General features: G+C 41.2%; 24 protein-coding genes. 23 read left to right on the top strand and 1 reads right to left on the bottom strand.

Going from position 1 to position 26,620, the window contains the following annotated elements; genetic code table 11:
* Window positions 1-253: 253 nt before the first annotated feature.
* The 12 genes from wecB to BWR56_RS06680 all read left to right on the top strand — a co-directional run bounded on the left by wecB (window position 254) and on the right by BWR56_RS06680 (window position 10,270).
* Window positions 254-1,402: a non-hydrolyzing UDP-N-acetylglucosamine 2-epimerase gene (gene wecB, locus BWR56_RS06735; RefSeq protein WP_076984703.1), complete on the top strand. Its 1,149-nt coding sequence runs from the start codon at window positions 254-256 to the stop codon at window positions 1,400-1,402.
* Window positions 1,403-1,408: 6 nt separating this feature from the next.
* The gene (locus tag BWR56_RS06730) at window positions 1,409-2,188 is read left to right on the top strand and encodes a hypothetical protein (RefSeq protein WP_076984702.1); all 780 of its coding nucleotides are present in this window, start codon (window positions 1,409-1,411) and stop codon (window positions 2,186-2,188) included.
* A gap of 142 nt (window positions 2,189-2,330) precedes the next feature.
* Complete coding sequence (locus BWR56_RS06725; protein WP_000625493.1) at window positions 2,331-3,641, top strand: glycosyltransferase family 2 protein; 1,311 nt, start codon at window positions 2,331-2,333, stop codon at window positions 3,639-3,641.
* Between the two features lie 8 nt (window positions 3,642-3,649).
* Window positions 3,650-4,753, top strand: a complete 1,104-nt coding sequence (locus BWR56_RS06720; RefSeq protein WP_076984701.1) for a family 8 glycosyl hydrolase — start codon at window positions 3,650-3,652, stop codon at window positions 4,751-4,753.
* A gap of 122 nt (window positions 4,754-4,875) precedes the next feature.
* Window positions 4,876-6,276: a bifunctional Cof-type HAD-IIB family hydrolase/peptidylprolyl isomerase gene (locus tag BWR56_RS06715; RefSeq protein ID WP_000338987.1), complete on the top strand. Its 1,401-nt coding sequence runs from the start codon at window positions 4,876-4,878 to the stop codon at window positions 6,274-6,276.
* A gap of 1 nt (window position 6,277) precedes the next feature.
* Window positions 6,278-6,637: a S1 RNA-binding domain-containing protein gene (locus BWR56_RS06710; protein ID WP_076984700.1), complete on the top strand. Its 360-nt coding sequence runs from the start codon at window positions 6,278-6,280 to the stop codon at window positions 6,635-6,637.
* 53 nt (window positions 6,638-6,690) lie between these two features.
* The gene (locus BWR56_RS06705) at window positions 6,691-7,440 is read left to right on the top strand and encodes a tRNA1(Val) (adenine(37)-N6)-methyltransferase (protein ID WP_076984699.1); all 750 of its coding nucleotides are present in this window, start codon (window positions 6,691-6,693) and stop codon (window positions 7,438-7,440) included.
* The gene (locus tag BWR56_RS06700) at window positions 7,430-7,714 is read left to right on the top strand and encodes a GIY-YIG nuclease family protein (RefSeq protein ID WP_000349631.1); all 285 of its coding nucleotides are present in this window, start codon (window positions 7,430-7,432) and stop codon (window positions 7,712-7,714) included. The genes BWR56_RS06705 and BWR56_RS06700 overlap by 11 nt, the downstream gene beginning before the upstream one ends.
* 85 nt (window positions 7,715-7,799) lie before the next feature.
* Entirely contained in the window at window positions 7,800-8,735 is a 936-nt protein-coding gene (locus BWR56_RS06695; RefSeq protein WP_044020472.1) for a manganese-dependent inorganic pyrophosphatase, read from the top strand.
* 85 nt (window positions 8,736-8,820) lie between these two features.
* A complete protein-coding gene (locus BWR56_RS06690; RefSeq protein ID WP_076984698.1) occupies window positions 8,821-9,333 on the top strand; it encodes a YiiX/YebB-like N1pC/P60 family cysteine hydrolase in 513 nt (170 codons plus the stop codon).
* A complete protein-coding gene (locus BWR56_RS06685; protein WP_076984697.1) occupies window positions 9,317-9,967 on the top strand; it encodes a DUF1803 domain-containing protein in 651 nt (216 codons plus the stop codon). The genes BWR56_RS06690 and BWR56_RS06685 overlap by 17 nt, the downstream gene beginning before the upstream one ends.
* A gap of 102 nt (window positions 9,968-10,069) precedes the next feature.
* Window positions 10,070-10,270 carry a CsbD family protein gene (locus tag BWR56_RS06680; protein ID WP_000051185.1) on the top strand — a complete coding sequence of 67 codons (201 nt, stop codon included), beginning with the start codon at window positions 10,070-10,072 and terminating at the stop codon, window positions 10,268-10,270.
* Window positions 10,271-10,305: 35 nt separating this feature from the next.
* Here BWR56_RS06680 and BWR56_RS06675 read toward each other — a convergent pair whose 3' ends face one another.
* Window positions 10,306-11,751 carry a UDP-N-acetylmuramoyl-L-alanyl-D-glutamate--L-lysine ligase gene (locus BWR56_RS06675; protein ID WP_076984696.1) on the bottom strand — a complete coding sequence of 482 codons (1,446 nt, stop codon included), beginning with the start codon at window positions 11,749-11,751 and terminating at the stop codon, window positions 10,306-10,308.
* Window positions 11,752-11,856: 105 nt separating this feature from the next.
* Here BWR56_RS06675 and BWR56_RS06670 point away from each other — a divergent pair, with 105 nt between their 5' ends.
* The 11 genes from BWR56_RS06670 (at window position 11,857) to greA (ending at window position 26,589) form a co-directional block, all read left to right on the top strand.
* The gene (locus BWR56_RS06670; RefSeq protein WP_076984898.1) at window positions 11,857-13,479 is read left to right on the top strand and encodes a putative polysaccharide biosynthesis protein; all 1,623 of its coding nucleotides are present in this window, start codon (window positions 11,857-11,859) and stop codon (window positions 13,477-13,479) included.
* A 202-nt stretch (window positions 13,480-13,681) separates the two neighbouring features.
* Entirely contained in the window at window positions 13,682-15,640 is a 1,959-nt protein-coding gene (locus BWR56_RS06665) for a peptide ABC transporter substrate-binding protein (protein WP_076984695.1), read from the top strand.
* A 145-nt stretch (window positions 15,641-15,785) separates the two neighbouring features.
* Window positions 15,786-16,880, top strand: a complete 1,095-nt coding sequence (locus BWR56_RS06660) for a cystathionine gamma-synthase (RefSeq protein WP_076984694.1) — start codon at window positions 15,786-15,788, stop codon at window positions 16,878-16,880.
* A 7-nt stretch (window positions 16,881-16,887) separates the two neighbouring features.
* Window positions 16,888-18,054: a MalY/PatB family protein gene (locus BWR56_RS06655; protein ID WP_076984693.1), complete on the top strand. Its 1,167-nt coding sequence runs from the start codon at window positions 16,888-16,890 to the stop codon at window positions 18,052-18,054.
* Between the two features lie 92 nt (window positions 18,055-18,146).
* Window positions 18,147-21,242, top strand: a complete 3,096-nt coding sequence (locus BWR56_RS06650; protein WP_076984692.1) for a DEAD/DEAH box helicase — start codon at window positions 18,147-18,149, stop codon at window positions 21,240-21,242.
* A 47-nt stretch (window positions 21,243-21,289) separates the two neighbouring features.
* The gene (locus tag BWR56_RS06645) at window positions 21,290-21,901 is read left to right on the top strand and encodes a hypothetical protein (protein WP_007521341.1); all 612 of its coding nucleotides are present in this window, start codon (window positions 21,290-21,292) and stop codon (window positions 21,899-21,901) included.
* Between the two features lie 11 nt (window positions 21,902-21,912).
* Window positions 21,913-23,247 carry a UDP-N-acetylmuramate--L-alanine ligase gene (gene murC / locus BWR56_RS06640; RefSeq protein WP_007521343.1) on the top strand — a complete coding sequence of 445 codons (1,335 nt, stop codon included), beginning with the start codon at window positions 21,913-21,915 and terminating at the stop codon, window positions 23,245-23,247.
* Window positions 23,248-23,256: 9 nt separating this feature from the next.
* Complete coding sequence (locus BWR56_RS06635) at window positions 23,257-23,724, top strand: GNAT family N-acetyltransferase (RefSeq protein WP_076984691.1); 468 nt, start codon at window positions 23,257-23,259, stop codon at window positions 23,722-23,724.
* A complete protein-coding gene (locus BWR56_RS06630; protein ID WP_076984690.1) occupies window positions 23,721-24,218 on the top strand; it encodes a GNAT family N-acetyltransferase in 498 nt (165 codons plus the stop codon). Before BWR56_RS06635 ends, BWR56_RS06630 begins: the two co-directional genes overlap by 4 nt.
* Window positions 24,219-24,298: 80 nt before the next feature.
* A complete protein-coding gene (gene mltG / locus BWR56_RS06625; RefSeq protein ID WP_076984689.1) occupies window positions 24,299-26,044 on the top strand; it encodes an endolytic transglycosylase MltG in 1,746 nt (581 codons plus the stop codon).
* A 62-nt stretch (window positions 26,045-26,106) separates the two neighbouring features.
* The gene (greA, locus tag BWR56_RS06620; RefSeq protein ID WP_000818765.1) at window positions 26,107-26,589 is read left to right on the top strand and encodes a transcription elongation factor GreA; all 483 of its coding nucleotides are present in this window, start codon (window positions 26,107-26,109) and stop codon (window positions 26,587-26,589) included.
* Window positions 26,590-26,620: the final 31 nt, after the last annotated feature.

Genomic DNA, 26,620 nt, shown 5'->3' with positions numbered 1-26,620 from the left:
TGTCGTATTTTCTGAAAAAAATCTGAAATATATCGGGAAATGGGCTATTTTTAGTTGTAAACGATATCATTACAAAAAAAGTTACAGAATGTTAAAATTAAATGAAATGAAATAATATAATTTGGAAAAAATTTGACATATAAATAAATTGACGGTAAAATAATTATGAAAGTCAAATTAATTGAAATTGGAACTATTCGATATACAAATTAATATGATTTATCAAATTTTATTATAGTAGAAGGATAGCGTAATGAAGAAACTGAAAGTGATGGTTGTTTTTGGAACACGACCAGAAGCTATTAAAATGGCCCCTTTAGTGTTAGAATTGCAAAAACATAGTGACAGCATTGAGACGATCACAGTTGTGACAGCTCAGCATCGCCAAATGCTAGATCAAGTTCTTGAAACTTTTAGCATCGAGCCACATTATGATCTGGATATTATGGGGAAAAATCAATCCCTCTTAGATATTACTGGAAAAATTTTAGAAAAGTTTGATCCAGTTGTTAAGCAAGAACTTCCAGATATAATTCTTGTTCATGGAGATACAACAACAACTTTTGCAGCAAGTTTAGTTGCTTTCTATAATCAGGTACGTATCGGCCACGTTGAAGCTGGTCTAAGGACCTTTGATAAGTATTCTCCTTTCCCAGAAGAAATGAATCGTCAGATGACTGATAACTTAGCGGATCTTTATTTTGCTCCAACTAGTGAGAGTAAAGAAAATCTCCTCAAGGAAAATCATCCTGAGTCTGCTATTGTCATTACGGGAAATACAGCCATTGATGCCTTGAAACTAACCGTTCAATCGGATTACTATCATGAAGTTCTAGATCAATTGGATCCAGATAAGAAACTTGTATTGGTAACCATGCATCGTCGTGAGAATCAAGGTCAACCAATGAGAAATGTCTTTGCAGCTTTACGTGAGATGGTCGATCTTCATCAGGAAATTGAAGTTGTTTATCCTGTTCACCTTAGCCCTGCTGTGCAAGAAGCAGCAAAAGATATCTTATCTGGTCACGATCGTATTCACTTGATCGAGCCTTTAGATGTACTTGATTTTCATAATTTGGCTTCAAGAAGCTATTTTATCATGACTGACTCTGGAGGTGTTCAAGAAGAGGCGCCTTCTCTCGGCAAACCTGTCCTTGTCCTTCGTGACACGACGGAACGTCCAGAAGGAGTAAGAGCAGGTACGTTGAAGCTAGTTGGTACGGATCCAGTACGTGTGAAAGAAGCGATGGCAGCACTCTTAACAGATGAAACTCTTTATAGACAAATGTCTCAGGCACCAAATCCTTATGGAGATGGAAGAGCCTCTGAACGAATCGTACAATCCATTCAACAGTTCTTTGGGGCAGCGACTTCTGTATCTGAATTCAAAGGGGGGAAATAAGATAAAATGAAAAATTGGAGTCAATTTAAAAACTGGCTTATGGCTTTGCTTGCTTGTGAGGTCATTCTTTTGGTGCTTTGTTTTTTGTATGCTCGAGCAATCATTTTAGAACAAATCTTGTTTTTGGCTTTAGCCTTGTTTGCCGTGTTGGTATTATCTGACCTTTTGCTTACTTGGACTCTTATCTTAGCATTTGGTTTTGGACTTATCGTTTTGGTTGCGGGTGTGGTTTACATCCCAATCATGCAACTGATCTTCTTATTAATCAGTTTTCCTCTTTTGATTGGGATTCTACTTAAGGTTCGTTATTATTTCTTCAAGGTGGCCTCAAAGGTCCAAGAACAGGAAGACGCAGCTCGAGCAGATTACCAAGCTATGGTCGCTGAACAAAGTGATTTTACGGTTCAATCTCTATTGATTCATTGGGCACATGAAGATTTGTTCTTCCAGATTAAACCAAAAGAACATAACCAGATGCTCAGTCGTATTCAAGAGGAAATTGCTCAGGAATTGAGTTACAATGATAAGCTCTATTACGTTTCGGATGGTAATTTTCTCGTTCTATCGAGTACTAACCAACATTCTTTGAAGAAACTTTATTTGAATGGTTTGCAGGAGAAACTGAGCAGTTTAGTTTTTCACGGAGAAGATGGCAATCAAGGAATTCAGTTTCAAACAGGCTATTTGGTGATTAATTCTGATAATAAAGATAAATACCAAGACTACGCGGATGTCGCCAGTCATCTCAAACGTCAACTAGAGACAGATGTAATTGTAGAATATTAGGAGGGAAACATGACTTTAACCGAACTATTTTTTGGTATTGCTTTGGGACTCAGTCTCGTCTTTGGCATTTGTTTTATCATACTATTTATTGCATACAATATTCTTTACCACCGAGTAAACAAAAATTTTAAGGCGGTGAATCATGATTAGTCAAATGTTAATGATTTTTACCTTGCTTACAATTTGGATTTCTCTAGCATGGGGCTTGGTAATTCTCTTTTCGGCAGTACACTTTTGGTTTAAACACAGTGATTTTCGTGTAGACACTTCGCCGCTACCTTATTATCCTAAGGTCACCATTGTTGTTCCTGCACATAATGAGGATGTAGTTATTGCGCAGACGGCAAAAGCTATCTTGGATATGAACTATCCTCACGACCGTGTGGAGTTGCTCTTATTTGCGGATAACTGTTCGGATAACACCTATGCAGAATGTTTGTCTGTACAAGCCATGCCTGAATATGCAGGAAGAAATCTAACCATTATCGACCGTACTGGTACGGGAGGAAAAGCGGGCGTTCTAAATGATGCTTTGGAGATGGCAACAGGTGAATACATCTGTGTTTATGATGCGGATGCCATGCCTGAAAAAAATGCCCTTTATTTCCTTGTCAAAGAAGTGATGAAGGATCCAGAACGTCATGTGGCATCTTTTGGTCGCAACAAGACTCGAAATGCCAATCAAAATTTCTTGACTCGTTGTATCAACCAGGAAATCGTTGTTACTCAGCGCGTGCACCACGTTGGAATGTGGCATCTCTTTAAAATTGGGCGTATTCCAGGAACCAACTTTATCATTCAAACCGACTTTGTAAAGAGCATCGGGGGTTGGAAAAATGGTGCCTTAACTGAGGATACCGATATTTCCTTCAAAATCATGCAGAGTGGTAAATTGATTGCCCTTGCCTATAATTCAGAGGCTTTCCAACAAGAACCTGAGACCTTAAAGAGTTACTATATGCAACGGAAACGCTGGGCAAAAGGAAATTACGAAGTTGTTCTCTCAAACTTTAAGCATCTATTTGGCAGAGCAAACTGGCGCGTTAAACTAGAAGTCTTTAACTATTCATGTGTTTTCTTTTGGTTTAACTTTGCCATTGTCCTATCGGATTTGATTTTCCTAGCGAATGTGCTAGCGATCTGTCTTAATCTTTTCTTCCCAGATGTCAGGGTTCCATTTGCTTTTGATGCGGACAATATCTACATCGCCCAGCTCATGCTCTTCAACTGGATTCTCATGATTGGTCTTTATCTGATGCAAATTATGACAGCATTGGCAAGTCAATTTGGACAAGCTACTACAAAGCAAATCTGGTTGGCCTTGGCTGCCTATTTCACTTATGCACAGATGTTTATCGTTGTTTCCATTGATTCCATTTCTTCAATCGTTCTAGACAAGGTACTCCGAAGAAAAGAAACCAAGTGGGTTAAAACCAAGCGATTTGCAGGATAGGAGGTTCTATGAAAACGAATAAATTAAAATATGTCTGGTTTGTGCTCATCCTTTCTATCTTTTGTTTAGCCTTGTTTTTAGCAAGAGGAAGGACTAAAATCGAAATGCGTAATCGAATTTACAGCCAATGGAGCCAACAGTTCCTTGTTACAAAAGGCGATCAGTCTTATGTTCGTACGACGGATGATTCTGAGGAAACAACGGTTCTATCAGAGGCCCAAAGTTACGGCATGCTCATAACGGTTTTAGCAGCCCAAAAAGGGCAAGCAAGTCAAGCAGATTTTGATAACCTTTATCGCTATTATCAAAATCATCGTATTGAGGGAACGCAGTTGATGTCTTGGAAGCAAGTGATCACAAATGGTAGTGAAACGGTTGAGAAGCAGAACGCAACTGATGGGGATCTCTACATCGCTTATTCTTTGATTGAAGCTGCCAAGCAGTGGCCTGATAAAGCACAGGAATACCAAGCGCAAGCTAAAAAAATATTGGATGATATCCTTAAATACAATTATAATGAAGAGACAGGTGTCCTAACAGTAGGGAACTGGGCGAACAAGGATTCCGATTATTATTACTTGATGCGGACTTCTGACACCTTACCTCACTATTTCCAATCTTTCTATGACCTGACTGGAAATAAACAGTGGTTAGATGTTAAGGATAAGATGCTTGGCCAACTAGAGCAAATCAGTTCTCATTCTGATACGGGTCTCTTGCCAGACTTTATCTGGGCTGAGAAGTCAGGGGCACATCTTGTTGATGCCAATACTATCGAATCTCAATACGATGGAGCGTATTCTTATAACGCTTGTCGTTTGCCTTATCACTTGTCACAGAGCCAGGATGAAAGAAGCCAAAAACTCGTTCAAAAGATGATGGATTTCTTTATGAAAGAGCAACGCATTTATGCTGGTTATGACTTGAACGGAACGGCCCTCAATCAATACCAGGCAGGTAGTTTCTTGGCACCGATTACCTACGCGTCTGACAAGGGAGAAGGCTATCTGAAACTTCTTCAGCAAAATAAATACATTTTCACACAAGATTTACCTTTGGACAACTACTATGATGCAACGATGATTACCATGATTGCTCTAGAGATGTTCTAGAATGAAAAGGGAGGGCTAGTTTTTCTGGCCCTCTTTTTGATAGGATTTTCATCTTTTTCCAAAAAAGGAATTTCATCAGCTTTATGGTATAATGGAAAGAGTGATGGAAAAGAGGTAGAGAGATGGATGCGAAATTAAAATACAAGGCAAAGAAGATTAAAATCGTCTTTTTTGATATTGATGATACCTTGCGTACGTCAAAGACAGGTTTTATTCCAGCTACAATTCCCACTGTCTTTAAACAGTTACGTGAAAAAGGAATTTTAACAGGAATTGCCTCTGGTCGTGGTATTTTCGGTGTCGTTCCAGAGATTCGTGAGCTCAAGCCGGACTTTTTTGTAACCCTAAATGGGGCTTATATAGAAGACAAAAAAGGGAAGGTGGTTTATCAACATCAGATTGACAAGTCAGATGTTGAGGAGTACATTTCTTGGACAAAGGAAGAGAGAATTGAGTACGGCTTGGTTGGTAGCCATGACGCCAAACTTTCTACTCGAACAGAACTGATCAGTGAGGCGATTGACCCGATTTATCCAAACTTAGATGTGGATCCTAACTTCCATGAAAAAGCAGATATTTACCAGATGTGGACCTTTGAGGATAAAGGGGATGATTTGCACCTACCAGATAGTCTCTCAGGTAAACTTCGCATGGTGCGTTGGCATGAACATTCATCAGATATCGTGCCGATTTCAGGTTCAAAAGCCACAGGCGTAGCCAAGGTGGTAGAACATCTAGGCTTGAAACCAGAGAATGTCATGGTCTTTGGAGATGGGCTCAATGACTTGGAACTCTTTGATTATGCTGGAATCAGTATTGCCATGGGAGTTTCCCATGAAAAAATCAAAGAAAAAGCAGATTATATTACAAAAACAGTAGAAGAAGATGGCATTTTTGATGCCTTAGAAGGATTTGGTATGGTAGAAAAAGAATTGCATTTCCCACAAGTAGAAATTGAAACAGTAGAAGGTCCTCTTGCGACCATTAAGACAAATCACGGAGACTTGCGTATCAAGCTTTTCCCTGAACATGCTCCTAAAACAGTGGCTAACTTTGTTGCTCTGTCAAAAGACGGTTACTATGATGGTGTGATTTTCCACCGAATTATCAAGGACTTTATGATCCAAGGTGGAGACCCAACTGGTACTGGTATGGGTGGTGAGTCAATCTACGGCGACTCTTTTGAAGATGAATTTTCAGAAGAACTCTACAATATCCGTGGTGCCCTTTCTATGGCCAATGCGGGTCCAAATACCAATGGTAGCCAGTTCTTTATCGTGCAAAACCAACATTTGCCATACTCTAAGAAAGAGATTGCGCGTGGTGGCTGGCCTGAACCTATCGCTGAGATTTATGCAGAACAAGGTGGGACTCCTCACCTTGACCGCCGCCATACTGTTTTCGGGCAGTTGGTAGACGCAGAATCTTTCGCAGTCTTGGATGCCATTGCAGCTGTTGAGACTGGTGCAATGGACAAGCCAGTTGAAGATGTAGTAATTGAAACGATTGAAATTGAGGACTAGAATGAAAATTGGTGATAAGCTAAACGGGCGTATTACAGGAATTCAGCCCTATGGTGCCTTTGTCGAGTTAGAGACAGGGGTGACAGGGCTGATTCACATCTCGGAGATTCGGACGGGATTTATTGAAAATATCTATGACATTTTAAAAATTGGCGATGAAGTTCAAGTTCAGGTGGTGGATTTTGACGAATACACTGGGAAGGCCAGTCTTTCTATCCGTACCTTGGAAGAGGAAAAACATCAATTGCCAAGACGGAGACGTTTTTCAAATGATCGGATCAAGCACGGTTTTGAACCACTTGGACGAATGATGCCTGTTTGGACGCGTGAGGCATTAGAGCATTTAAAGAAGAAGCCATAAATACGATTATCTAAATCATTTGTAATATTAACATAATTTGTTATAATGAAAATATGAAAGAAGAACAATTATTAAAATCAGGAGAGCGAATCAATCAGCTCTTTTCGACAGATATCAAGATCATTCAAAATAGAGAGGTGTTTAGCTATTCGGTGGATAGTGTTCTTTTATCACGCTTTCCTCGCTTCCCTAAACGGGGTTTAATTGTGGACTTTTGTGCTGGAAATGGTGCAGTGGGACTTTTTGCTAGTTCACGTACTCAGGCGCGGATAATATCTGTAGAGATTCAGGAGCGCTTGGCGGATATGGCAGAGCGTTCGGTTCAGTTGAATGGCTTGGAAGAGCAGATGCAGGTCATCTGTGATGATTTGAAAAATATGCCTGCCCACATTCAGGGAAGTAAGGTGGATATGATTTTGTGCAATCCGCCTTATTTTAAGGTGGATCCGCATTCCAATCTGAACGAGAGTGAACATTACCTTCTGGCCAGACACGAAATTACGACTAACCTAAAAGAAATTTGCCGTAGTGCTCAGAGTATTCTCAAGTCTAATGGCCGTTTGGCCATGGTTCATCGTCCAGATCGGCTCTTGGATATCTTAGACATGCTTCAACGCCATAATTTGGCACCCAAGCGCCTGCAATTTGTCTATCCTAAACGTGAGAAGGAGGCTAATATGCTCTTAATCGAAGCTATCAAGGATGGATCGACCAGTGGCTTTAAGGTCTTGCCACCACTCATCGTTCACAATGATGATGGTTCTTATACACCAGAAATTCAAGAGATTTACTATGGATCATAAGGCCTATATGTATGTGGTGGAGTGTCGCGACGGTTCTTACTATACGGGCTATACAACGGATGTGAAGAGGCGCCTTGCCGTTCATAATAGTGGTAAGGGAGCCAAGTATACCCGAGCTCGCTTGCCAGTCAAACTCATCTATGTAGAGGGTTTTGCCAGTAAGGAAGAAGCCATGTCTGCCGAGGCTCTCCTCAAACGAAAGAAACGTCCTCAGAAAGAACGATTTTTATCTGAAAATCAAGAGAAAAATCTAGTCAACCATATTGATGTCTAAGGAGGAGTCTTTTGGCTCCTCTTACTTTTGTCAAAAGAGGAAAAAAGTGCTACAATAAGATGAATAAATTTAAAGAGGTATTATCATGTCTAAGATTCTAGTATTTGGTCACCAAAATCCAGACTCAGATGCCATCGGGTCATCTGTAGCCTTTGCCTATCTTGCAAAAGAGGCTTATGGATTAGACACAGAAGCAGTAGCACTTGGAACTCCTAATGAAGAAACAGCTTTCGTTTTGAACTATTTTGGTGTAGAAGCACCACGCGTCATCACATCTGCTAAAGCAGAAGGTGCAGAGCAAGTCATCTTGACTGACCACAATGAATTCCAACAATCTGTATCAGATATCGCTGAAGTAGAAGTTTACGGTGTTGTGGACCACCACCGTGTGGCTAATTTTGAAACTGCAAGTCCACTTTACATGCGTTTGGAACCAGTTGGATCAGCGTCTTCTATCGTTTACCGCATGTTCAAAGAACATGGTGTAGCTGTTCCTAAAGAAATCGCAGGTTTGATGCTTTCAGGTTTGATTTCAGATACCCTCCTTTTGAAATCACCAACAACTCACCCATCTGATAAAGTCATTGCTCCTGAATTGGCTGAATTGGCTGGTGTCAACTTGGAAGAGTACGGTTTGGCTATGCTGAAAGCTGGTACAAACTTGGCTAGTAAATCTGCTGAAGAATTGATTGACATCGATGCTAAGACTTTTGAACTCAACGGAAATAAGGTCCGTGTTGCCCAAGTAAACACAGTTGATATTGCTGAAGTCTTGGAACGTCAAGCAGAAATTGAAGCTGCAATGCAAACTGCCAATACAGCAAACGGATACTCTGACTTTGTCTTGATGATTACAGACATTGTCAACTCAAACTCAGAAATTTTGGCTCTTGGATCAAACATGGACAAGGTGGAAGCAGCCTTTAACTTCAAACTTGAAAACAACCACGCTTTCCTTCCAGGTGCCGTTTCACGTAAGAAACAAGTGGTGCCTCAGTTGACAGAAAGCTTTAATGGGTAATAGTCTGTGAGATAATTGACACGAGAAAACGATGTTTTCCTTATAGCTAAAGGGGTTTCGGCTCCTTTTTTTCTAGGAGAGAAAGATGTTAGAAAATGGCGATTTGATTTTTGTGAAGGACCTTTCAGATATGGGGCAGGCTATCCAGGCTTCTACTGGAAACTATAGTCATGTAGCTATCTTTTTGGACGGTTTCATCTACCATGCTAGTGGGAAAGCTGGTGTCATTTGTCAAGAACCGGCTGAATTTTTTGAACCAACTCATCTTTACGATCTTTATGTCTATCCAGAGCTGGAAGCTGACTTGGTAAAGGAGAGAGCTAGCAAACATTTGGGTGCACCCTATAATGCCTCTTTTTATCCAGATGGTTCTGGCTTTTATTGCTCCCAGTACATCGCAGAAATCCTACCTATTTTTGAGACCATTCCGATGAAATTTGGGGATGGGGAGCAGGAGATCAGTGATTTTTGGAGAGAATACTACAGGAAACTCGAACTTCCTGTGCCTCTGAACCAACCAGGGACCAATCCCAGTCAGTTGGCAGCATCTCCTCTTTTAGAATGTAAAGAAAGGAATCTTCATGATTCAGATTTTTAATCCATCACGTTTGACGCGACAGCCATTTTTTATAGATTTGGTGAACTATCTGGACCAGCATGATGATGTAATCCTCCGAGAAATCAAGGCTAAGTTTCCAGATTCGGCAGTTGATAAACTGATGGAAGAGTATATTAAGGCAGGCTTGATCCGAAGGGAAAACAAACGCTATTTTCTCAATCTCCCTTTTTTAGAATCTACGGATGATTTAGCCCTTGACCAAGAAATTTTTATCAGAGAGGACAATCCAGTCTATCAAGCCTTGCTAGAGAAGACTTTTGAGACAGAATTGCGCAATCAAACCAATGCAGCCATTTTAGTCGAATATACGGATTTTGCGCGGACAAAAATGACCCTGTCTAATTATTTCTACAAGGTCAAGAATCATTATCCTTTGACAGAAAAACAGCAGGAACTCTATGCCATTTTGGGAGATGTCAATCCTGAGTATGCTCTCAAGTATATGACGACGTTTTTGCTCAAGTTCCTCAAAAAGGACCAGCTCATGCAGAAACGGCGTGATATTTTCGTTGAGAGTTTAGTCGTCTTGGGTTATATTGTTCAAAACGAAGAAGGAAAGTATGAGTTGGCTGTTGATTTTGACAAGGAACGCTTGTTTTTCTATTTGTCTTAATTGTTTGCTTTTGAGCAGATTGTTTGACTTTACCAAAGAATAAGCATAAACTAAATGTAAGCGATAACCATTATCGTATTAAAACAAAAAGGAGACAGAGCTATGTCACTTGAAAATAAATTGGAACAAGCAACTGGTGCTATCAAAGAAGGATTTGGTAAAGTTACTGGCGATAGCAAAACAGAAGCAGAAGGTGCTGTAGAAAAAACAGTTGCCAAAGCAAAAGAAGTTGTCGAAGATGCTAAAGGTGCTGTAGAAGGTGCCGTTGAAGGTCTTAAAAACTCATTTAAGAAAGAAGACTAAAAAATCAAGGGAAAACTTCCCTTGATTTTTTGATTTTATAGGTAACGTTCTGCGACAGCAGCGTCACCAGGGTAGGATTCTTTCACTCCATTGACGATTTGGTAGCAATCAGCACCCTTACCCGCAATAATCACGGCATCGAGTTCTTGATTTGTGACGGCCATCGCCGCCTTGATGGCTTCTTCACGATCGGCAATCTTTTCAATAGGATGGCTGATATAGCTACTGATCTCATCTGCAATCGCCATAGGATCTTCATAGTTGGGGTCATCAGCGGTGAGAAAGACTTGAATCTCAGGATGTTGATTGAGAAGGAGTCCAAAGTCTTTGCGACGACTCTCCCCCTTGTTTCCAGTCGAACCGAGAACCAGAGCGATTTTTCCAGTTTGATGAGTTTCAACTACATTGATGAGTTTTTTCAGACTGTCGCCATTGTGGGCGTAGTCGACGAAGACCTTAGCACCATTTTTCTGAGTGAGAACTTCCATGCGGCCAGGAACGCGTGTTGCAGCAATCCCTTTTTTAATGTCTTCAAGACTAGCACCTAAACGAAGGCAGGCAAGTCCGGCAGCCACGGCATTTTCTTGGTTGAAATATCCAATCAACTGAATATCATAATCGCCAGCTAATTTACCAGTAGCTGAGAAGCTAAAGGCTTTGGAATTTTCTATTTGGTTATCAGATTGGCTACCGTAGAAGTCATGTTCTTGATCTTCTACTTGTTCTTTCAAGACAGAAAAGTGGTCCATGTCGCTATTAATGACAACTGCTCGGCTATTTTCCATCAAGAGACGTTTATGGTAGAAGTAATCTTCAAAAGTCGGATGCTCAATCGGACCGATATGGTCAGGAGTGATGTTAAGAAAGACTCCTACATCAAAGGTCAGACCATAGACTCGGTGAACTAGATAGGCTTGACTAGAAACCTCCATTACGAGATGGGTTCTACCATTTTTAACAGCCTGAGCCATCATGTCGAAAAGATCGATATTTTCAGGTGTTGAGAAGGAAGATTTAAAGAAGGTTCTGCCATCTAGAGTTGTGTTCATAGTTGACAAGAGGGCGGTTGGGTAGCGTTGAGATAGGATGTTGTATGCAAAGTAAGCTGCTGTTGTCTTACCTTTGGTCCCTGTGAAAGCGAGAATTTTGAGTTTCTTTTGTGGATTACCATAGAACTCCATGGCAATCAAACTCATGGCTTTCTTGATATCGCTAACGACAATAACAGGAATGCCTACTTCGTAGTCCTGCTCGGCTACATACCAACCGAGTCCTTGTGAGATTGCCGAAAGAAGAAATTCCTTCTTAAAAGCAGCTCCTTTTACAAAAAAGAGACTATTTTCTTGTGCTTTTCGGCTATCGTAGCAGATGCTACCAAAAGTTACATCATTAAAGTTATAGTGGTAATGTCTTTGGTCGATAATCTCACGGAAGAGATTGTCTTTCTTTAAAATATCTAATACGGTTTCAATCTTTATCATACTTTCTATTGTAAACCGAAAGTCTGAATTTTACAAGTAACAAGGAAAAGTTTATAATGGAAGATAAGGAACATTTCCTAGTTATTAAAAATGAATGAGGAAGTTATGTCTAACGAAAATAATCATCAGCAGGCCCAGATGTTACGTGGGACTGCCTGGCTTACAGCTAGTAACTTTATCAGTCGCTTGCTCGGGGCTATTTACATTATCCCTTGGTATATTTGGATGGGAACATATGCTGCTAAGGCTAATGGTCTCTTTACCATGGGTTACAATATCTATGCTTGGTTCTTGTTGATTTCGACTGCGGGTATTCCTGTTGCAGTCGCTAAGCAGGTCGCTAAATACAATACCATGCATGAGGAAGAGCATAGTTTTGCCCTGATTCGAAGCTTCTTAGGCTTTATGACTGTATTGGGACTTGCCTTTGCCTTGGTCTTGTATCTCTTTTCTCCTTGGTTAGCAGATTTATCAGGTGTTGGGAAAGATTTGATACCTATCATGCAGAGTTTGGCATGGGCGGTCTTGATTTTCCCGTCCATGAGCGTCATCCGAGGATTCTTCCAAGGGATGAATAACCTCAAGCCTTATGCTATGAGCCAAATCGCTGAGCAGGTGATTCGTGTCATCTGGATGTTGCTAGCGACTTTCTTCATTATGAAGATGGGGTCTGGTGACTACTTATCAGCAGTTACCCAGTCGACCTTTGCGGCTTTTGTGGGGATGGTGGCTAGTTTTGTAGTCCTAATCTACTTTCTTGCCCAAGAAGGTTTGCTCAAAAGAGTATTTGATACACGGGATAAAATCAATAGTAAGCGACTCTTAGTCGATACCATCAAGGAAGCCATTCCCTTTATCCTGACAGGATCAGCCATCCAGCTTTTCCAAATCTTGGACCAGATGACTTTTATCAGAAGCATGACTTGGTTTACCAACTACAGCAATGAAGACTTGGTTGTTATGTTTTCTTATTTCTCTGCCAATCCGAATAAAATTACCATGATTTTAATCTCTGTAGGAGTTTCCATTGGTAGTGTTGGCTTGCCACTTTTGACGGAGAACTATGTAAAAGGTGACTTGCAGGCAGCAGCTCGCCTAGTTCAAGATAGTATGACCATGCTCCTCTTATTCTTGCTACCAGCAACGGTTGGAGTTGTCATGGTAGGAGAACCGCTCTACACAGTCTTTTATGGTAAGCCAGATAGTCTGGCTATGGGATTATTTATCTTTGCGGTTTTGCAGTCTACTATCCTAGGCTTATATATGGTCTTGTCTCCTATGCTTCAGGCTATGTTCCACAACCGCAAGGCAGTTCTTTACTTTATCTATGGTTCCATTGCTAAGATCATCTTGCAATTGCCAACCATTGCTATTTTCCACAGCTACGGTCCTTTGATTTCAACGACTATCGGCTTGATCATTCCGAATGTCTTGATGTACCGAGACATCTGCCAGGTAACGGGTGCTCGTCGAAAGATAATCTTGAAACGGACTATTTTGATTACCATCTTGACCCTTGTCATGTTTATCCTAGTTGGCTTTTTGCAGTGGATAATCGGTTTTATCTTCCAACCAAGTGGACGCTTCTGGAGTTTCCTTTATGTGGCTCTCATCGGAGGGTTTGGAGGAGGTCTGTATGGTTTGATGAGCCTACGGACACGACTCTTGGACAAGATAATTGGCAAAGATCAAGCAGACCGACTACGGACACGATTGAAAATATCGTAAATGATTTATAAATAAAAGTTATAATTACAACCTTTCTATTAAAGAAAGGTTGTTTTATTGTTCAAAATATTAAAAAAGTAGAACTTTTTCTAAAATTAGTAGCAAAAAAATATGTTTTTTGACTTTTTCTTCAAAAAAAGCTTGACTAAATAAAACCAAAACTGTATAATAAGACAAATATTTAAAACAGGAGGTTCTGGAAATGAAAAAGTCTAAGGCCAAGTATCTGACACTTGCAAGTGTCGTGTTAAGCGCAGGTATCTTACTGAGCGCATGTGGAAATTCAAGTAGCGCTTCTAAAACATATAACTATGTTTATTCGAGCGATCCATCTAGTTTGAACTATCTTGCAGAAAACCGTGCAACAACTACCGACATCGTGACCAATTTGGTGGATGGGTTGATGGAAAATGACCAATACGGTAACTATGTTCCATCATTGGCAGAGGATTGGACTGTTTCTCAGGACGGTTTGACCTATACTTACAAATTGCGTAAGGATGCAAAATGGTATACTTATGAGGGTGAAGAATATGCCCCTGTAACGGCCCAAGACTTTGTGACAGGTTTGAAATATGCTGCTGATAAAAAATCCGAAGCCTTGTACTTGGTTCAAGACTCTGTAGCAGGTTTGGATGACTATATCAACGGGAAAACAACTGACTTTTCAACTGTCGGTGTTAAGGCGATTGACGACCAAACAGTTCAGTATACTTTGACACGTCCAGAACCTTATTGGAATTCTAAAACAACTTCAACCATTCTCTTCCCTGTCAATGCAGACTTCCTAAAATCAAAAGGGGATGATTTTGGTAAGGTAGATCCTTCTAGTATTTTGTATAGTGGACCTTTCTTGATGAAATCTTTTGTTTCAAAATCTGTTATCGAATACAAGAAAAATCCAAATTACTGGGATGCTAAAAATGTCTTTGTGGACGATGTGAAATTGACTTACTATGATGGTAGTGACCAAGATGCCCTAGCTCGTAACTTCGTAGAAGGAGTATACAGCTACGCGCGTCTCTATCCAAATAGCTCAAGCTTTGAAGGCATTAAAGAGAAGAACAAGGATAACATCATCTATAGTATGCAAAACGCAACTTCTTATTACTTGAACTTCAACTTGGACAGAAAATCTTATAACTTCACGTCTAAATCCTCAGATATTGAAAAGAAATCAACCCAAGAAGCAGTTCTGAATAAAAACTTCCGTCAAGCCTTCAACTATGCTTATAACCGTACAGCCTATGGAGCACAATCTCAAGGGGAGGACGGAGCAACAAAGATTATTCGTAACTTGGTTGTACCTCCAACATTTGTAAGTATCAACGGAAAAGACTTTGGTGATGTTGTTTCAGAAAAGATGGTCAACTATGGCCAAGAATGGCAAGGAATCAACTTTGCAGATGCGCAAGATCCATACTACAATCCTGACAAGGCTAAAGCTAAATTTGCAGAAGCTAAGAAAGAATTGGAAGCTAAGGGTGTGCAATTCCCAATCCACTTGGATGTAACAGTTGACCAATCAGCTAAAAAAGGTGTACTTGAAGCAAGTTCTTTGAAACAATCCATCGAATCTGTTCTAGGAGCTGAGAATGTGGTTATCGATATCCAACAGCTATCAACAGATGATTTTGACAACTCTAGCTACCTAGCTCAAACTGCAGCTCAAAAAGACTTTGATATCTATAATGGCGGTTGGAGTGCTGACTACTTGGATCCATCAAGCTATCTTGATATCTTAAATGTCAATAACGGTGGTATGTTGCAAAACATTGGTCTAGAACCAGGTGAGGTCAATGACAAGGCTAAGGCGGTTGGTCTGGATACTTACACTCAAATGTTAGAAGAAGCGAACAAGGAGCAAGAACCAGCAAAACGTTATGAAAAATATGCTGAAGTTCAAGCTTGGCTCGTTGATAGCGCCCTTGCAATTCCAAACGTTTCTCAGGGTGGAACACCGACCTTGAGAAAGACAGTTCCATTCTCATCACCATTCTCACAAGCTGGAAATAAGGGTGTCGAATCATACAAGTATCTCAAGTTACAAGATAAGACTGTAACGGCTGATGAGTATGAAAAAGCGAAAGAAAAATGGCTAAAAGAAAAAGAAGAATCAAATAAAAAAGCCCAAGAAGAACTGGCAAAACACGTTAAATAACCAGTCTATTCAACAGGAAAAACGATAGTTTCTCAAGGAACTATCGTTTTTATATAGTTTGAAACTATAACTAGCTCTTGAAAACAAGAAAATGAGTTAGTAAAAATAAGTGGTACAATAGTTACTATAGATTTGGAGGTATTGTATGAGCAAAAAACTACACATCAACACAATTTTGGCTCAGGCTGGGATCAAGTCAGATGAGGCCACAGGTGCCTTGGTAACACCGCTTCATTTTTCAACCACTTATCAGCATCCGGAGTTCGGTCAGTCTACGGGATTTGACTATACTCGGACTAAAAACCCAACTCGCAGTAAGGCGGAGGAGGTCTTGGCGGCTATTGAGTCAGCAGACTATGCCCTAGCGACAAGCTCAGGAATGGCTGCGATTGTACTGGCCTTTAGTGTTTTTCCAGTTGGAAGTAAAGTCTTGGCTGTGCGTGATCTGTATGGGGGTTCTTTCCGTTGGTTCAACCAAGTGGAGCAAGAAGGCCGTTTCCATTTTACCTATGCCAATACAGAAGAAGAGCTTATCGCAGAGTTAGAGAAAGATGTGGATGTTCTTTATATTGAAACACCAACCAATCCCTTGATGTTGGAATTTGATATTGCCAAACTAGCCAAACTAGCTCATGCCAAGGGTGCCAAGGTAGTGGTGGACAATACCTTCTACAGTCCGATTTACCAACGTCCGATTGAAGATGGTGCGGATATCGTTCTTCATTCTGCCACCAAGTATTTAGCAGGGCACAATGATGTCTTAGCTGGGGTGGTTGTGACTAATAGTTTAGAACTATATGAACAACTTTTCTATAATCTCAATACGACAGGTGCGGTCTTGTCACCATTTGATAGTTATCAGTTGATTCGTGGTCTCAAAACCCTGCCTCTTCGTATGGAGCGTTCTACAGCCAATGCCCAAGAAGTGGTTGCTTTTTTGAAGGATTCACCTGCTGTCAAGGAAGTGCTCTATACTGGGCGTGGGGGTATGATTTCCTTTAAAGTAGTGGATGAAAAACGTATTCCTCATATTTTAAATAGCCTCAAGGTCTTCTCATTTGCGGAAAGTTTGGGTGGGGTAGAGAGTCTGATCACCTATCCGACAACTCAGACTCATGCGGATATTCCGGCAGAAGTGCGTCATTCCTATGGCTTAACAGATGACCTCCTGCGCTTGTCAATTGGGATTGAAGATGCTAGAGATTTGATTGCGGACTTGCGCCAAGCTTTGGAAGGATAAGATAGATATGGGAAAATATGATTTTACAAGCCTGCCCAATCGTTTTGGGCACCATACCTATAAATGGAAAGAAGCGGAAGCTGATCGCGAAGTTCTACCAGCCTGGATAGCAGATATGGACTTTGTGGTTTTGCCTGAGGTTCGACAAGCTGTACAAGCCTACGCAGATCAGTTGGTCTATGGCTATACTTATGCAAGTGATGCTTTGATTGAGTCGGTTCAGGACTGGGAAGCCAATCAACACGGGTATCACTTTGACAAGGATGCCCTCGTCTTTATCGAGGGAGTGGTACCGGCCATCTCAACAGCTATTCAAGCCTTTACAAAAGAAGGAGAGGCTGTTCTGATTAACACACCGGTCTATCCACCTTTTGCCCGCAGTGTCAAACTGAACAATCGCAGATTGATTACTAATTCTTTGGTGGAAAAGGACGGGCTGTTTGAGATTGACTTTGACCAGTTAGAGAAGGAATTGGTGGAAGAGTATGTGAAGCTTTATATCCTTTGCAATCCCCACAATCCTGGTGGACGTGTTTGGGAAAAGGAAGTGTTAGAAAAGATTGGGCATCTCTGCCAAAAACATGGTGTTTTGTTGGTTTCAGATGAGATTCACCAAGATTTGGCACTCTTTGGTCACAAACACCAGTCTTTTAATACCATTGATCCTGCTTTTAAAGACTTCGCCCTTATCTTGAGCAGTGCCACTAAGACCTTTAATATTGCTGGGACCAAGAATTCCTATGCAGTTATTGAAAATCCAAAGCTTCGTGTTGCTTTCCAAAAATGCCAGTTGGCCAATAACCAACATGAAATCTCAGGCTTGGGGTATTTGGCGACAGAAGCTGCCTACCGTTATGGTAAGGACTGGTTAGGAGAGTTAAAAGAAGTCATCGAGGACCACATTAACTATGTAGTGGATGTTTTGGGCAACGAAACCAAGATTAAGGTCATGAAACCACAAGGTACCTACTTGATCTGGCTTGATTTTTCAGCCTATGACCTAACGGATGACCGCTTGCAAGAGCTTTTGAAGAATGAAGTCAAGGTTATCTTGAACCGAGGTTTGGACTTTGGGGAGGAGGGAACTCTTCATGCCCGCCTCAATGTAGCTATGCCGAAGTCAGTACTAGAAGAAGTTTGCCAACGTATCGTGACCACTTTTGCTACACTTTAAAAATCGAGCCTTCTAGGAGAAAAGTCTTCCTGGAAGGCTATTTTCGTAGGGGAAAATGTGGTATAATGAAAAGATAAGATAAAGGGGTAACTATGGCTAAATTGATTCCGGGAAAGTTGCGCATGGAGGGTGTTACTCTCTATGAAACAGGCAACATTGAGATTATCAAGGAAAAAGGGAATCGCCTCTATACACGTGTCGCGGGAGAAGACTTACGCTACAGTTTAGAGGATGATTTGGTTTTTTGTGCTTGCGATTTTTTCCAAAAAAGAGGTTACTGTGTTCACCTAGCAGCGCTCGAGCATTATCTGAAGAATGATGAAGAAGGCCAGGTGATTTTACAAGCCTTAGAAAAAGGACATGAAGAGCAAGAAGAGGTCGAAACCAAGGTTAGTTTTGGCGGTAGTTTTTTGGAGCGTATCCAACCTCAGAAGAGAGAGAAAATCTACACTTTGTCGGCTCAAGGTCAGGTGGAAGCTGGGACCAATCGCCTCCTTTGGACACTCCGAATCGGTTTAGTTGATAGTCAAAAATATTATGTCATTCGTGACATCCCTCTCTTTTTGAAGGTCTTAGTCCATCGAAAGCCATACATGATTGGGAAATACTATGAAAATGACTTGTCTTGGGAGTCTTTTGATACAGCTAGTCAAGATGTTCTTACTTTTTTATGTGGCTTGATTGAGGAGGGACTGAGTCAAGAGCTCTTTTTCCCCAATCAAGGTCGTCACCTCTTTTTCCCTCTGACCTTTTTTGAGCAGGGAGTGGGGTTATTGATGAACTTGGAAGATTTTCATTTCGAACACCAGATTACTAGTTATGAAAATCTTCTCTTTCATGATTTAGATCCCGATGCAGAACTTTTCTCTTTTTCAGTGCAGGAGTATCCCGATTATTTTGAGATGGAGATTTCTGAAAGTGAGCGAATCAACGTATTCTATGGGGGAGCGGTTCTCTTTCGTAAGGGGAATCTTTATCTCTTAAATCCTAAACAAATCAGCCTCCTAAAGGAAATCAAGGAGCTTCCTCAGGAGGAAAGAGGGAGAAAATGCCTCCAGTTTGACAACAGTGATCGTGACCGTCTGGCTGCCTGTCTGCCTTTGTTTGGACAGCTGGGCACAGTTTCTGCTCCTGAGCGCTTGCAAATCAGACCCTTTTCACCAATCTTTTACTTTGATAGGGAGGATGACGGTCGCATTCGTTTGGATATCGAGTTTGATTATGGAGATCTTAAGGTGACTAGTCAGCAACAGCTGGAACAATTACCATTTTCAAGCGATGCTGTCTTGGAAAATCAGCTATTTCAAGTCTGTTTAGGGGCTGGTTTTGAGGCTGATTTTCAGTCTTGGAGACAGGCTTTGAAGCCAGAGGCAGTTTATTCTTTCTTTCACCATACGATTCCAGCTTTTGAGAAGTTGGGTCAGGTTTTCTTGTCTGATGAGATGAATCAGCTCTACAGCGTCCAAGCTCCTCAGGTTCAGATTGAGTCCAAGGGAGGACTGTTGGAGATTCAGTTTGATTTCCAAGGGATTGCCCAAGAAGAGATTGATCAAGCTCTTAAAGCCCTGACCAGCAATCAGGATTTCTATATCAGTTCTTCTGACCAAGTGTACTTTTTTGATGAGGAAACCAAGCAGATTCGTCAAAATTTGCAGGAACTGGGAGTTGAGCTAAAAGATGGTTCTTTTCAAGCTCGAAAATCTCTAGCTTATAGCCTTTCTCAGCTTTTTGAAGGTCGAGACAGGATTTCCTTCTCAGAGGAATTTCAGCATTTAGCTCATGATTTGACCCATCCAGAGGACTTTCCTTTGGGAGATATACGGGTGCAGGCGAGCTTGAGAGACTATCAGGAAAAGGGAGTCCGTTGGCTCCAGATGCTTCATCACTATGGCTTTGGAGGCATCTTGGCAGATGATATGGGGTTGGGAAAAACGCTGCAAACCATTGCTTTTTTGACAAGTCAGGTAACAGAGGATAGTCGTGTCTTGATTTTGGCGCCGTCAGGTTTGATCTACAACTGGGCAGATGAATTCAGGAAATTCGCACCACAATTGGATTTAGCTGTTGTTCATGGTTTGAAAGCGAATCGAGAAGTGATTCTTTCCGAAAATCATCAAATCTATGTGACTAGCTATGCGAGCTTTCGTCAAGATAGCGAGCTCTATCAAGAGAAGTCCTTTGATTTTCTCTTTTTAGATGAGGCCCAGGTCATGAAAAATGCTCAGACTAAGATTGCTCAGAGTTTGCGCCAGTTTGTGGTGCCGGCAGTCTTTGCTTTGTCAGGTACGCCCATCGAAAATCATTTAGGAGAGTTGTGGTCTATCTTCCAAATTGTGCTTCCAGGGCTCTTACCAAGTAAAAAGGAGTTTATGAAATTACCGGCTGACCGAGTAGCGCAGTTTATCAAGCCCTTCGTCATGAGGCGTAAGAAAGAAGAAGTCCTAACAGAACTACCTGATCTGATCGAAGTTGTCTATAAAAATGAACTGGAAGACCAGCAGAAGGCCATCTATCTCGCCCAGTTGCAACAGATGCGAGACCGTCTAGCCCAAGTGACAGATCAAGAATTCCAGAGAAGTCGGGTGGAAATCTTATCTGGTCTCATGCGATTGCGCCAGATCTGCGATACGCCAGCCCTCTTCATGAACGATTACCAAGGAGCTAGTGGTAAATTGGATAGTCTCCGAGATTTATTGCTACAAGTGGCTGATGGTGGGCATCGGGTCTTGATTTTCTCCCAGTTCAAAGGAATGTTGGAAAAAATCGAGAAAGAACTCCCAGACTTGGGCTTGACTTCCTTTAAAATCACAGGTTCAACTCCTGCTCAAGACAGACAGGAGATGACCAAGGCCTTTAATCAGGGAGAAAGAGACGCCTTTCTCATCTCTCTGAAGGCAGGAGGTGTCGGTCTTAATCTAACGGGAGCTGATACGGTTATTTTGGTTGACCTCTGGTGGAATCCCGCTGTCGAAGCCCAGGCTATCGGACGAGCCCACCGCATGGGGCAGGAGCAGATGGTCGAGGTCTATCGTTTGATTACCAAGGGAACCATTGAAGAAAAAATCCAAGAACTTCAAGAACAAAAGAAACATTTGGTTTCCCAAGTTTTAGATGGTACGGAGTCGCGTGCCAGTCTCAGTCTGGCAGAAATTCGTGAAATTTTGGGAATTTCTGAAGCCAGCACTTGAAAAATCAAGACAATACGCTATAATGAAGTGTTGAAAGGAAATACAAAATGAAACAAGATCGATTTCCATTGGTGTCAGATGATGAGATCATGCTGACCAAAATGCCAGTCATGGACTTGTACGATGAGTCAGACTTTATTAGCAATATCAAAGGTGATTACCGTGATAAGAACTATTTAGAATGGTCTCCTATCAATGAGGAAGAAACCGTAGTTTCTCCAGTGGTTAATAAGGAGTCGAAGCCAAGCCCAGAACCTAAAAAAGTTGAAAAAACGTATGCTGAATTGGCTCGAGAAGAGGCGCGTGCGGACTTGAAGAAGAAACGTTCAGCCAAGTATTTGACTCAGGATGTTAGTCATACTAGACGACACAATGGTTCAACACTTGTTCGTCAAGGAAACCAACCAACAGCACCATTTCAAAAGGAAAATCCAGGTGAGCTTGCCAAATTTAGTAAAAACTTGAGCCAGTCTCACTATATCTTAGCTGAGGAGGTTGGCCAAATGGCGAACCCAACTCCGAAAGTCCAAACGGGAAAAGCTAACAAGAACAACTATGATTTTCTAAAGAAGAGTCAAATCTATAATAAAAAGAATAAGCAAACGGAACAGGAACGTCAGGTTGCCCAAGAGTTGAATCTGACAAGAATTACTGAGTAGGGGAGAAAAGCATGTCAAAAACATATCATTTTATTGGAATCAAGGGATCAGGGATGAGTGCCCTAGCCTTGATGTTGCACCAAATGGGACACAAGGTTCAAGGTTCAGACGTTGAAAAATACTACTTTACTCAACGTGGACTAGAGCAGGCAGGGATTGCCATTCTTCCTTTTGATGAAAAGAACCTACAAGGTGATGTGGAGATTATCGCGGGAAACGCCTTCCGTCCAGATAACAACGTTGAAATCGCCTATGCGAACCAAAATGGCATCAGCTATAAACGTTATCACGAATTCCTCGGTAGCTTTATGCGCGACTTTGTCAGCATGGGAGTGGCAGGAGCACATGGAAAAACTTCAACGACAGGTATGCTGTCACACGTCTTGTCTCACATCACAGACACCAGCTTCTTGATTGGTGATGGGACAGGTCGTGGTTCAGCCAATGCCAAATATTTTGTCTTTGAATCAGACGAATATGAGCGTCACTTCATGCCTTACCACCCAGAATACTCTATCATCACCAACATTGACTTTGACCATCCAGACTACTTTACAAGTCTAGAGGATGTTTTCAATGCCTTTAACGACTATGCCAAACAAATTACCAAAGGTTTGTTTGTATACGGTGAGGATGCTGAGTTGCGTAAGATCACAGCCAATGCGCCAATCTATTACTATGGGTTTGAAGCTGAAGGCAATGACTTTGTAGCTAGTGACCTCCTTCGTTCAACAACTGGTTCGACCTTTACAGTTCATTTCCGTGGTCAAGAATTGGGTCAATTCCACATTCCAACCTTTGGTCGTCACAATATCATGAATGCGACAGCTGTTATTGGTCTTCTTTACACAGCTGGCTTTGATTTGAACTTGGTCCGTGAACACTTGAAAACTTTTGCAGGTGTTAAGCGTCGTTTCACTGAAAAAATTGTCAATGATACAGTGATCATTGATGACTTTGCCCACCATCCAACAGAAATCATTGCAACCTTGGATGCAGCTCGTCAGAAATACCCAAGCAAGGAAATCGTGGCAATCTTCCAACCGCATACCTTTACAAGAACCATTGCCTTGTTGGACGAATTTGCCCATGCATTGAATCAAGCAGACGCCGTCTACCTAGCGCAAATCTATGGATCAGCTCGTGAAGTGGACCATGGTGATGTCAAAGTAGAAGACTTAGCCAATAAGATCAACAAGAAACACCAGGTTATCACTGTTGAAAATGTTTCACCACTCCTAGACCATGACAATGCTGTTTACGTCTTTATGGGTGCAGGAGACATCCAAACCTATGAATATTCATTTGAACGTCTCTTGTCTAACTTGACAAGCAACGTCCAATAAGGAAAATAGATGGAAATTCCAATCACAATAAGGCAAGCTATCCTATCAGATTTAGAAGAAATGTTGGCGATTGAAGAAGCCAATCCTACATCAGAAGAGGCATTTAGCCGCCAATCCTTAGAAGAGAGTATCCGCAAGACTGCGGGTACCTTTCTTGTAGCTGGGGATGAAAATCAGCTCCTAGGCTATGTTTTAGGAGAAGCTCAGTATCTTCATCCCAAGTGGATAGAATTAAAATCATTGACCATTCATCCTGACCATTGGGGACAGGGGTTGGGAACTCTTCTTCTTGCAGCCTTGAAACAGGTGACAGTCGAACTAGATTACCAAGGTATTCTTTTGCAAAGTCCTGATGAGTTGCTATCATATTTTGAAATGAATGGCTTTGTTGAAGAAGAAATGACAGAAAGTCATTATGGCAGTGGTTCTGAATGGTATCTGACTTGGGCTAATCCCTTTTATCAGGAGGAAATATGAAAATCAGACAAGCAAGATTTTCGGATTTGGATCGGATTATAGAGATAGAGCTAGAGAATTTTTCCCTTGAGGAGGCCATTCCTCGTTCGGTCTTTGAGGCGCATTTGCAGGAAATTCAGACCAGTTTTCTGGTAGCTGAAAAAGAGGGGCATATTCTTGGTTATATCGAAGGTCCAGTCGTCCCGCACCGCCATCTCCAAGATCAGTCCTTTACAGAAAAAATAAAAGACTATAGCCATCAACCTGGAGGTTATATTTCTGTGACTTGCCTATCTATTGCCAAGGAAGCACAAGCTTTGGGAGTGGGGAAAAGACTATTAAGGGCTTTGAAAGAAGTCGCTTTAGAACATGAGCGAGAGGGCATTAATCTGACATGTCATGATTACCTTATCTCCTATTACGAAAAGCACGGCTTTGTTAATGAAGGAATATCCCAGTCAAACTTTGCTGGGGAAACATGGTATGATATGGTCTGGCAGCCTGAAAATCAATAAAACTAGCTAGGGAATGCCCTAGTTGGTTGCTTTTCTACGACTTTTAAGATATAATATTATGGATTGTCAACAAGGAGGTAATGCTTTTGACTGAAAAATCAAGAGAAGAAGAAAAATTAAGCTTTAAAGAGCAGATTCTACGTGATTTAGAAAGAGTAAAAGAACAAGATAGAAGAGAGAAAGAAGTAGAGATTCCAAATCTGACGGTTTCATCATCTCCAGCTAGTTCAGCAACTCCTTCAGATCTTGAACCAGAAACATCAACAGAAGAGTTGATGGCTGATTCCCTATCTGTTGTCGATAAAATTCTAAAAAATGCACCAAGTGTTCCTCCACTTTCAAGTGCTAGAACTGATGAAGCGGATGACCAAGAAGAGAAAGAGATTAGACAGCCAATCATTGATAAAATTGAAGTTGTAGAATCTGAAGAACCTCTAGTAGAGCCGATTCATCTGGCTGAAGAACCTGTAGTGGAACCTGTTCAACCTAAGGTAGAACCAGTTGAGCTTAAACCCGAAGAAAAAGAATTTAACGATACTCCGACTAAGGTAGCCGTAACCTATAAAACAGAAGACAAGAAAGAGGAAATCACCCCAGGAATGCCTGAAAGAGTAGAGCCTGTTTCTACAGAATCTAGCAGTGGATTAGCTGATGCTCCACGTCGTAGTCGTCGTCAAGGTGCAACATCAACTAAGAAAAAATCAAAAGCCAAAGGTTGCCTAGTAACAGTTCTAGTTCTCCTAGTACTCGTTGCAGTTGGCGGTTACTTTGGTTATGGTTATGTTCAAGATTCCTTGAAACCTGTTGATGCGAGCTCTAAGGATTACGTAACGGTTCAAATTCCAGACGGTGCAAATGTTCAAGAAATTGGAAGCACCTTGGAAAAATCTGGTTTGGTTAAACATGGACTTATCTTTAGTCTTTATGCTAAATACTATAGCCATGCTAACTTGAAGTCAGGTTATTACAACTTGAAGAAGAGTATGAGTACGGATGAGTTGATTCAAGAATTGCAAAAAGGTGGGACTCCTGAAGCTCAGGCACCTGTTCTTGCAAGCTTGACAATTCCAGAAGGCTATACATTAGAGCAAATCGCTCAAACAGTAGGACAACTTCAAGGTGAATTTAAAGAACCCCTTACTGCGGATGCTTTCTTGGCAAAAGTTCAAGATGAGACCTTTATCTCACAATTAGTAGCTAAGTATCCAAACCTACTTGGAAGTCTTCCAACAAAAGACAGTGGCGTTCGTTATCGTCTTGAAGGTTACCTTTTCCCAGCAACCTATACGATCAAAGACGATACAACTGTTGAAAGTTTGATTGATGAGATGGTGGCTGCTATGGATAAGGCTATGTCACCATATTACGCTACGATCAAAGAAAAGAATCTGACAGTTAATGAATTGCTCAGCATTGCTTCTCTTGTCGAAAAAGAAGGTGCTAAGACCGAAGACCGCAAGAAAATCGCAGGTGTCTTCTATAACCGCTTGAATGTCGGTATGCCACTTCAAAGTAATATCGCTATCCTATATGCTCAAGGAAAACTTGGTCAAAAGATTAGTTTAGCAGATGACGCTGGAATTGATACAACGATTGATTCACCATACAATGTTTACACACACCTTGGCCTCATGCCTGGACCGGTTGATAGCCCAAGTTCGGATGCGATTGAAGCAAGTGTAAACCAGACAAAGAGTGAGTACTTGTACTTTGTAGCAAATGTTGAAGATGGTAAAGTATACTTTGCAACAACAAAAGAAGAACATGATCAAAACGTTGCAGAGCATATCAATAGCAAATTACCTCAAGCAAGTAGTTCAAACTAAAATTATGTGGTTTTCCACATAATTTTGTTTTAAAAAAGTAAATAGAAAAGAAAGTTAAAAAAATGGCAGAAAAAACTTACCCAATGACCCTTGAAGAAAAGGAAAAACTAGAAAAAGAATTAGAGGAGTTGAAACTCGTTCGACGTCCTGAAGTCGTAGAGCGTATCAAGATTGCTCGTTCCTATGGAGACCTTTCAGAAAATAGTGAGTATGAAGCAGCGAAAGATGAACAAGCTTTTGTTGAAGGTCAAATTTCAAGTCTAGAAACAAAGATTCGCTATGCTGAAATTGTTAATAGCGATGCGGTTGCCCAAGATGAGGTAGCAATCGGTAAGACAGTAACAATCCAAGAAGTCGGTGAAGACGAAGAAGAGGTCTACATCATCGTCGGTTCTGCAGGTGCAGATGCTTTTGCTGGTAAAGTCTCAAATGAAAGTCCGATTGGCCGTGCTCTAATTGGCAAGAAGACTGGCGATACTGCAACGATTGAAACACCAGTTGGTAGCTATGATGTCAAAATCTTAAAGGTTGAGAAAACAGCCTAAATAGGATGAAAAAGGAGTAGTGAAGGTTTTG

Origin of the sequence: Streptococcus oralis, from assembly GCF_001983955.1 — a bacterium.
Classification (GTDB): domain Bacteria; phylum Bacillota; class Bacilli; order Lactobacillales; family Streptococcaceae; genus Streptococcus; species Streptococcus jiangnanensis.
This window is presented reverse-complemented; position numbering and strand designations above follow the sequence as displayed.

Bases quoted from the DNA above. Each gene is read 5' to 3' on its own strand.
- wecB (WP_076984703.1), top strand. From the start codon at position 254: ATGAAGAAACTGAAAGTGATGGTTGTTTTTGGAACACGACCAGAAGCT.
- BWR56_RS06730 (WP_076984702.1), top strand. From the start codon at position 1,409: ATGAAAAATTGGAGTCAATTTAAAAACTGGCTTATGGCTTTGCTTGCT.
- BWR56_RS06725 (WP_000625493.1), top strand. From the start codon at position 2,331: ATGATTAGTCAAATGTTAATGATTTTTACCTTGCTTACAATTTGGATT.
- BWR56_RS06720 (WP_076984701.1), top strand. From the start codon at position 3,650: ATGAAAACGAATAAATTAAAATATGTCTGGTTTGTGCTCATCCTTTCT.
- BWR56_RS06715 (WP_000338987.1), top strand. From the start codon at position 4,876: ATGGATGCGAAATTAAAATACAAGGCAAAGAAGATTAAAATCGTCTTT.
- BWR56_RS06710 (WP_076984700.1), top strand. From the start codon at position 6,278: ATGAAAATTGGTGATAAGCTAAACGGGCGTATTACAGGAATTCAGCCC.
- BWR56_RS06705 (WP_076984699.1), top strand. From the start codon at position 6,691: ATGAAAGAAGAACAATTATTAAAATCAGGAGAGCGAATCAATCAGCTC.
- BWR56_RS06700 (WP_000349631.1), top strand. From the start codon at position 7,430: ATGGATCATAAGGCCTATATGTATGTGGTGGAGTGTCGCGACGGTTCT.
- BWR56_RS06695 (WP_044020472.1), top strand. From the start codon at position 7,800: ATGTCTAAGATTCTAGTATTTGGTCACCAAAATCCAGACTCAGATGCC.
- BWR56_RS06690 (WP_076984698.1), top strand. From the start codon at position 8,821: ATGTTAGAAAATGGCGATTTGATTTTTGTGAAGGACCTTTCAGATATG.
- BWR56_RS06685 (WP_076984697.1), top strand. From the start codon at position 9,317: ATGATTCAGATTTTTAATCCATCACGTTTGACGCGACAGCCATTTTTT.
- BWR56_RS06680 (WP_000051185.1), top strand. From the start codon at position 10,070: ATGTCACTTGAAAATAAATTGGAACAAGCAACTGGTGCTATCAAAGAA.
- BWR56_RS06675 (WP_076984696.1), bottom strand. From the start codon at position 11,751: ATGATAAAGATTGAAACCGTATTAGATATTTTAAAGAAAGACAATCTC.
- BWR56_RS06670 (WP_076984898.1), top strand. From the start codon at position 11,857: ATGTCTAACGAAAATAATCATCAGCAGGCCCAGATGTTACGTGGGACT.
- BWR56_RS06665 (WP_076984695.1), top strand. From the start codon at position 13,682: ATGAAAAAGTCTAAGGCCAAGTATCTGACACTTGCAAGTGTCGTGTTA.
- BWR56_RS06660 (WP_076984694.1), top strand. From the start codon at position 15,786: ATGAGCAAAAAACTACACATCAACACAATTTTGGCTCAGGCTGGGATC.
- BWR56_RS06655 (WP_076984693.1), top strand. From the start codon at position 16,888: ATGGGAAAATATGATTTTACAAGCCTGCCCAATCGTTTTGGGCACCAT.
- BWR56_RS06650 (WP_076984692.1), top strand. From the start codon at position 18,147: ATGGCTAAATTGATTCCGGGAAAGTTGCGCATGGAGGGTGTTACTCTC.
- BWR56_RS06645 (WP_007521341.1), top strand. From the start codon at position 21,290: ATGAAACAAGATCGATTTCCATTGGTGTCAGATGATGAGATCATGCTG.
- murC (WP_007521343.1), top strand. From the start codon at position 21,913: ATGTCAAAAACATATCATTTTATTGGAATCAAGGGATCAGGGATGAGT.
- BWR56_RS06635 (WP_076984691.1), top strand. From the start codon at position 23,257: ATGGAAATTCCAATCACAATAAGGCAAGCTATCCTATCAGATTTAGAA.
- BWR56_RS06630 (WP_076984690.1), top strand. From the start codon at position 23,721: ATGAAAATCAGACAAGCAAGATTTTCGGATTTGGATCGGATTATAGAG.
- mltG (WP_076984689.1), top strand. From the start codon at position 24,299: ATGCTTTTGACTGAAAAATCAAGAGAAGAAGAAAAATTAAGCTTTAAA.
- greA (WP_000818765.1), top strand. From the start codon at position 26,107: ATGGCAGAAAAAACTTACCCAATGACCCTTGAAGAAAAGGAAAAACTA.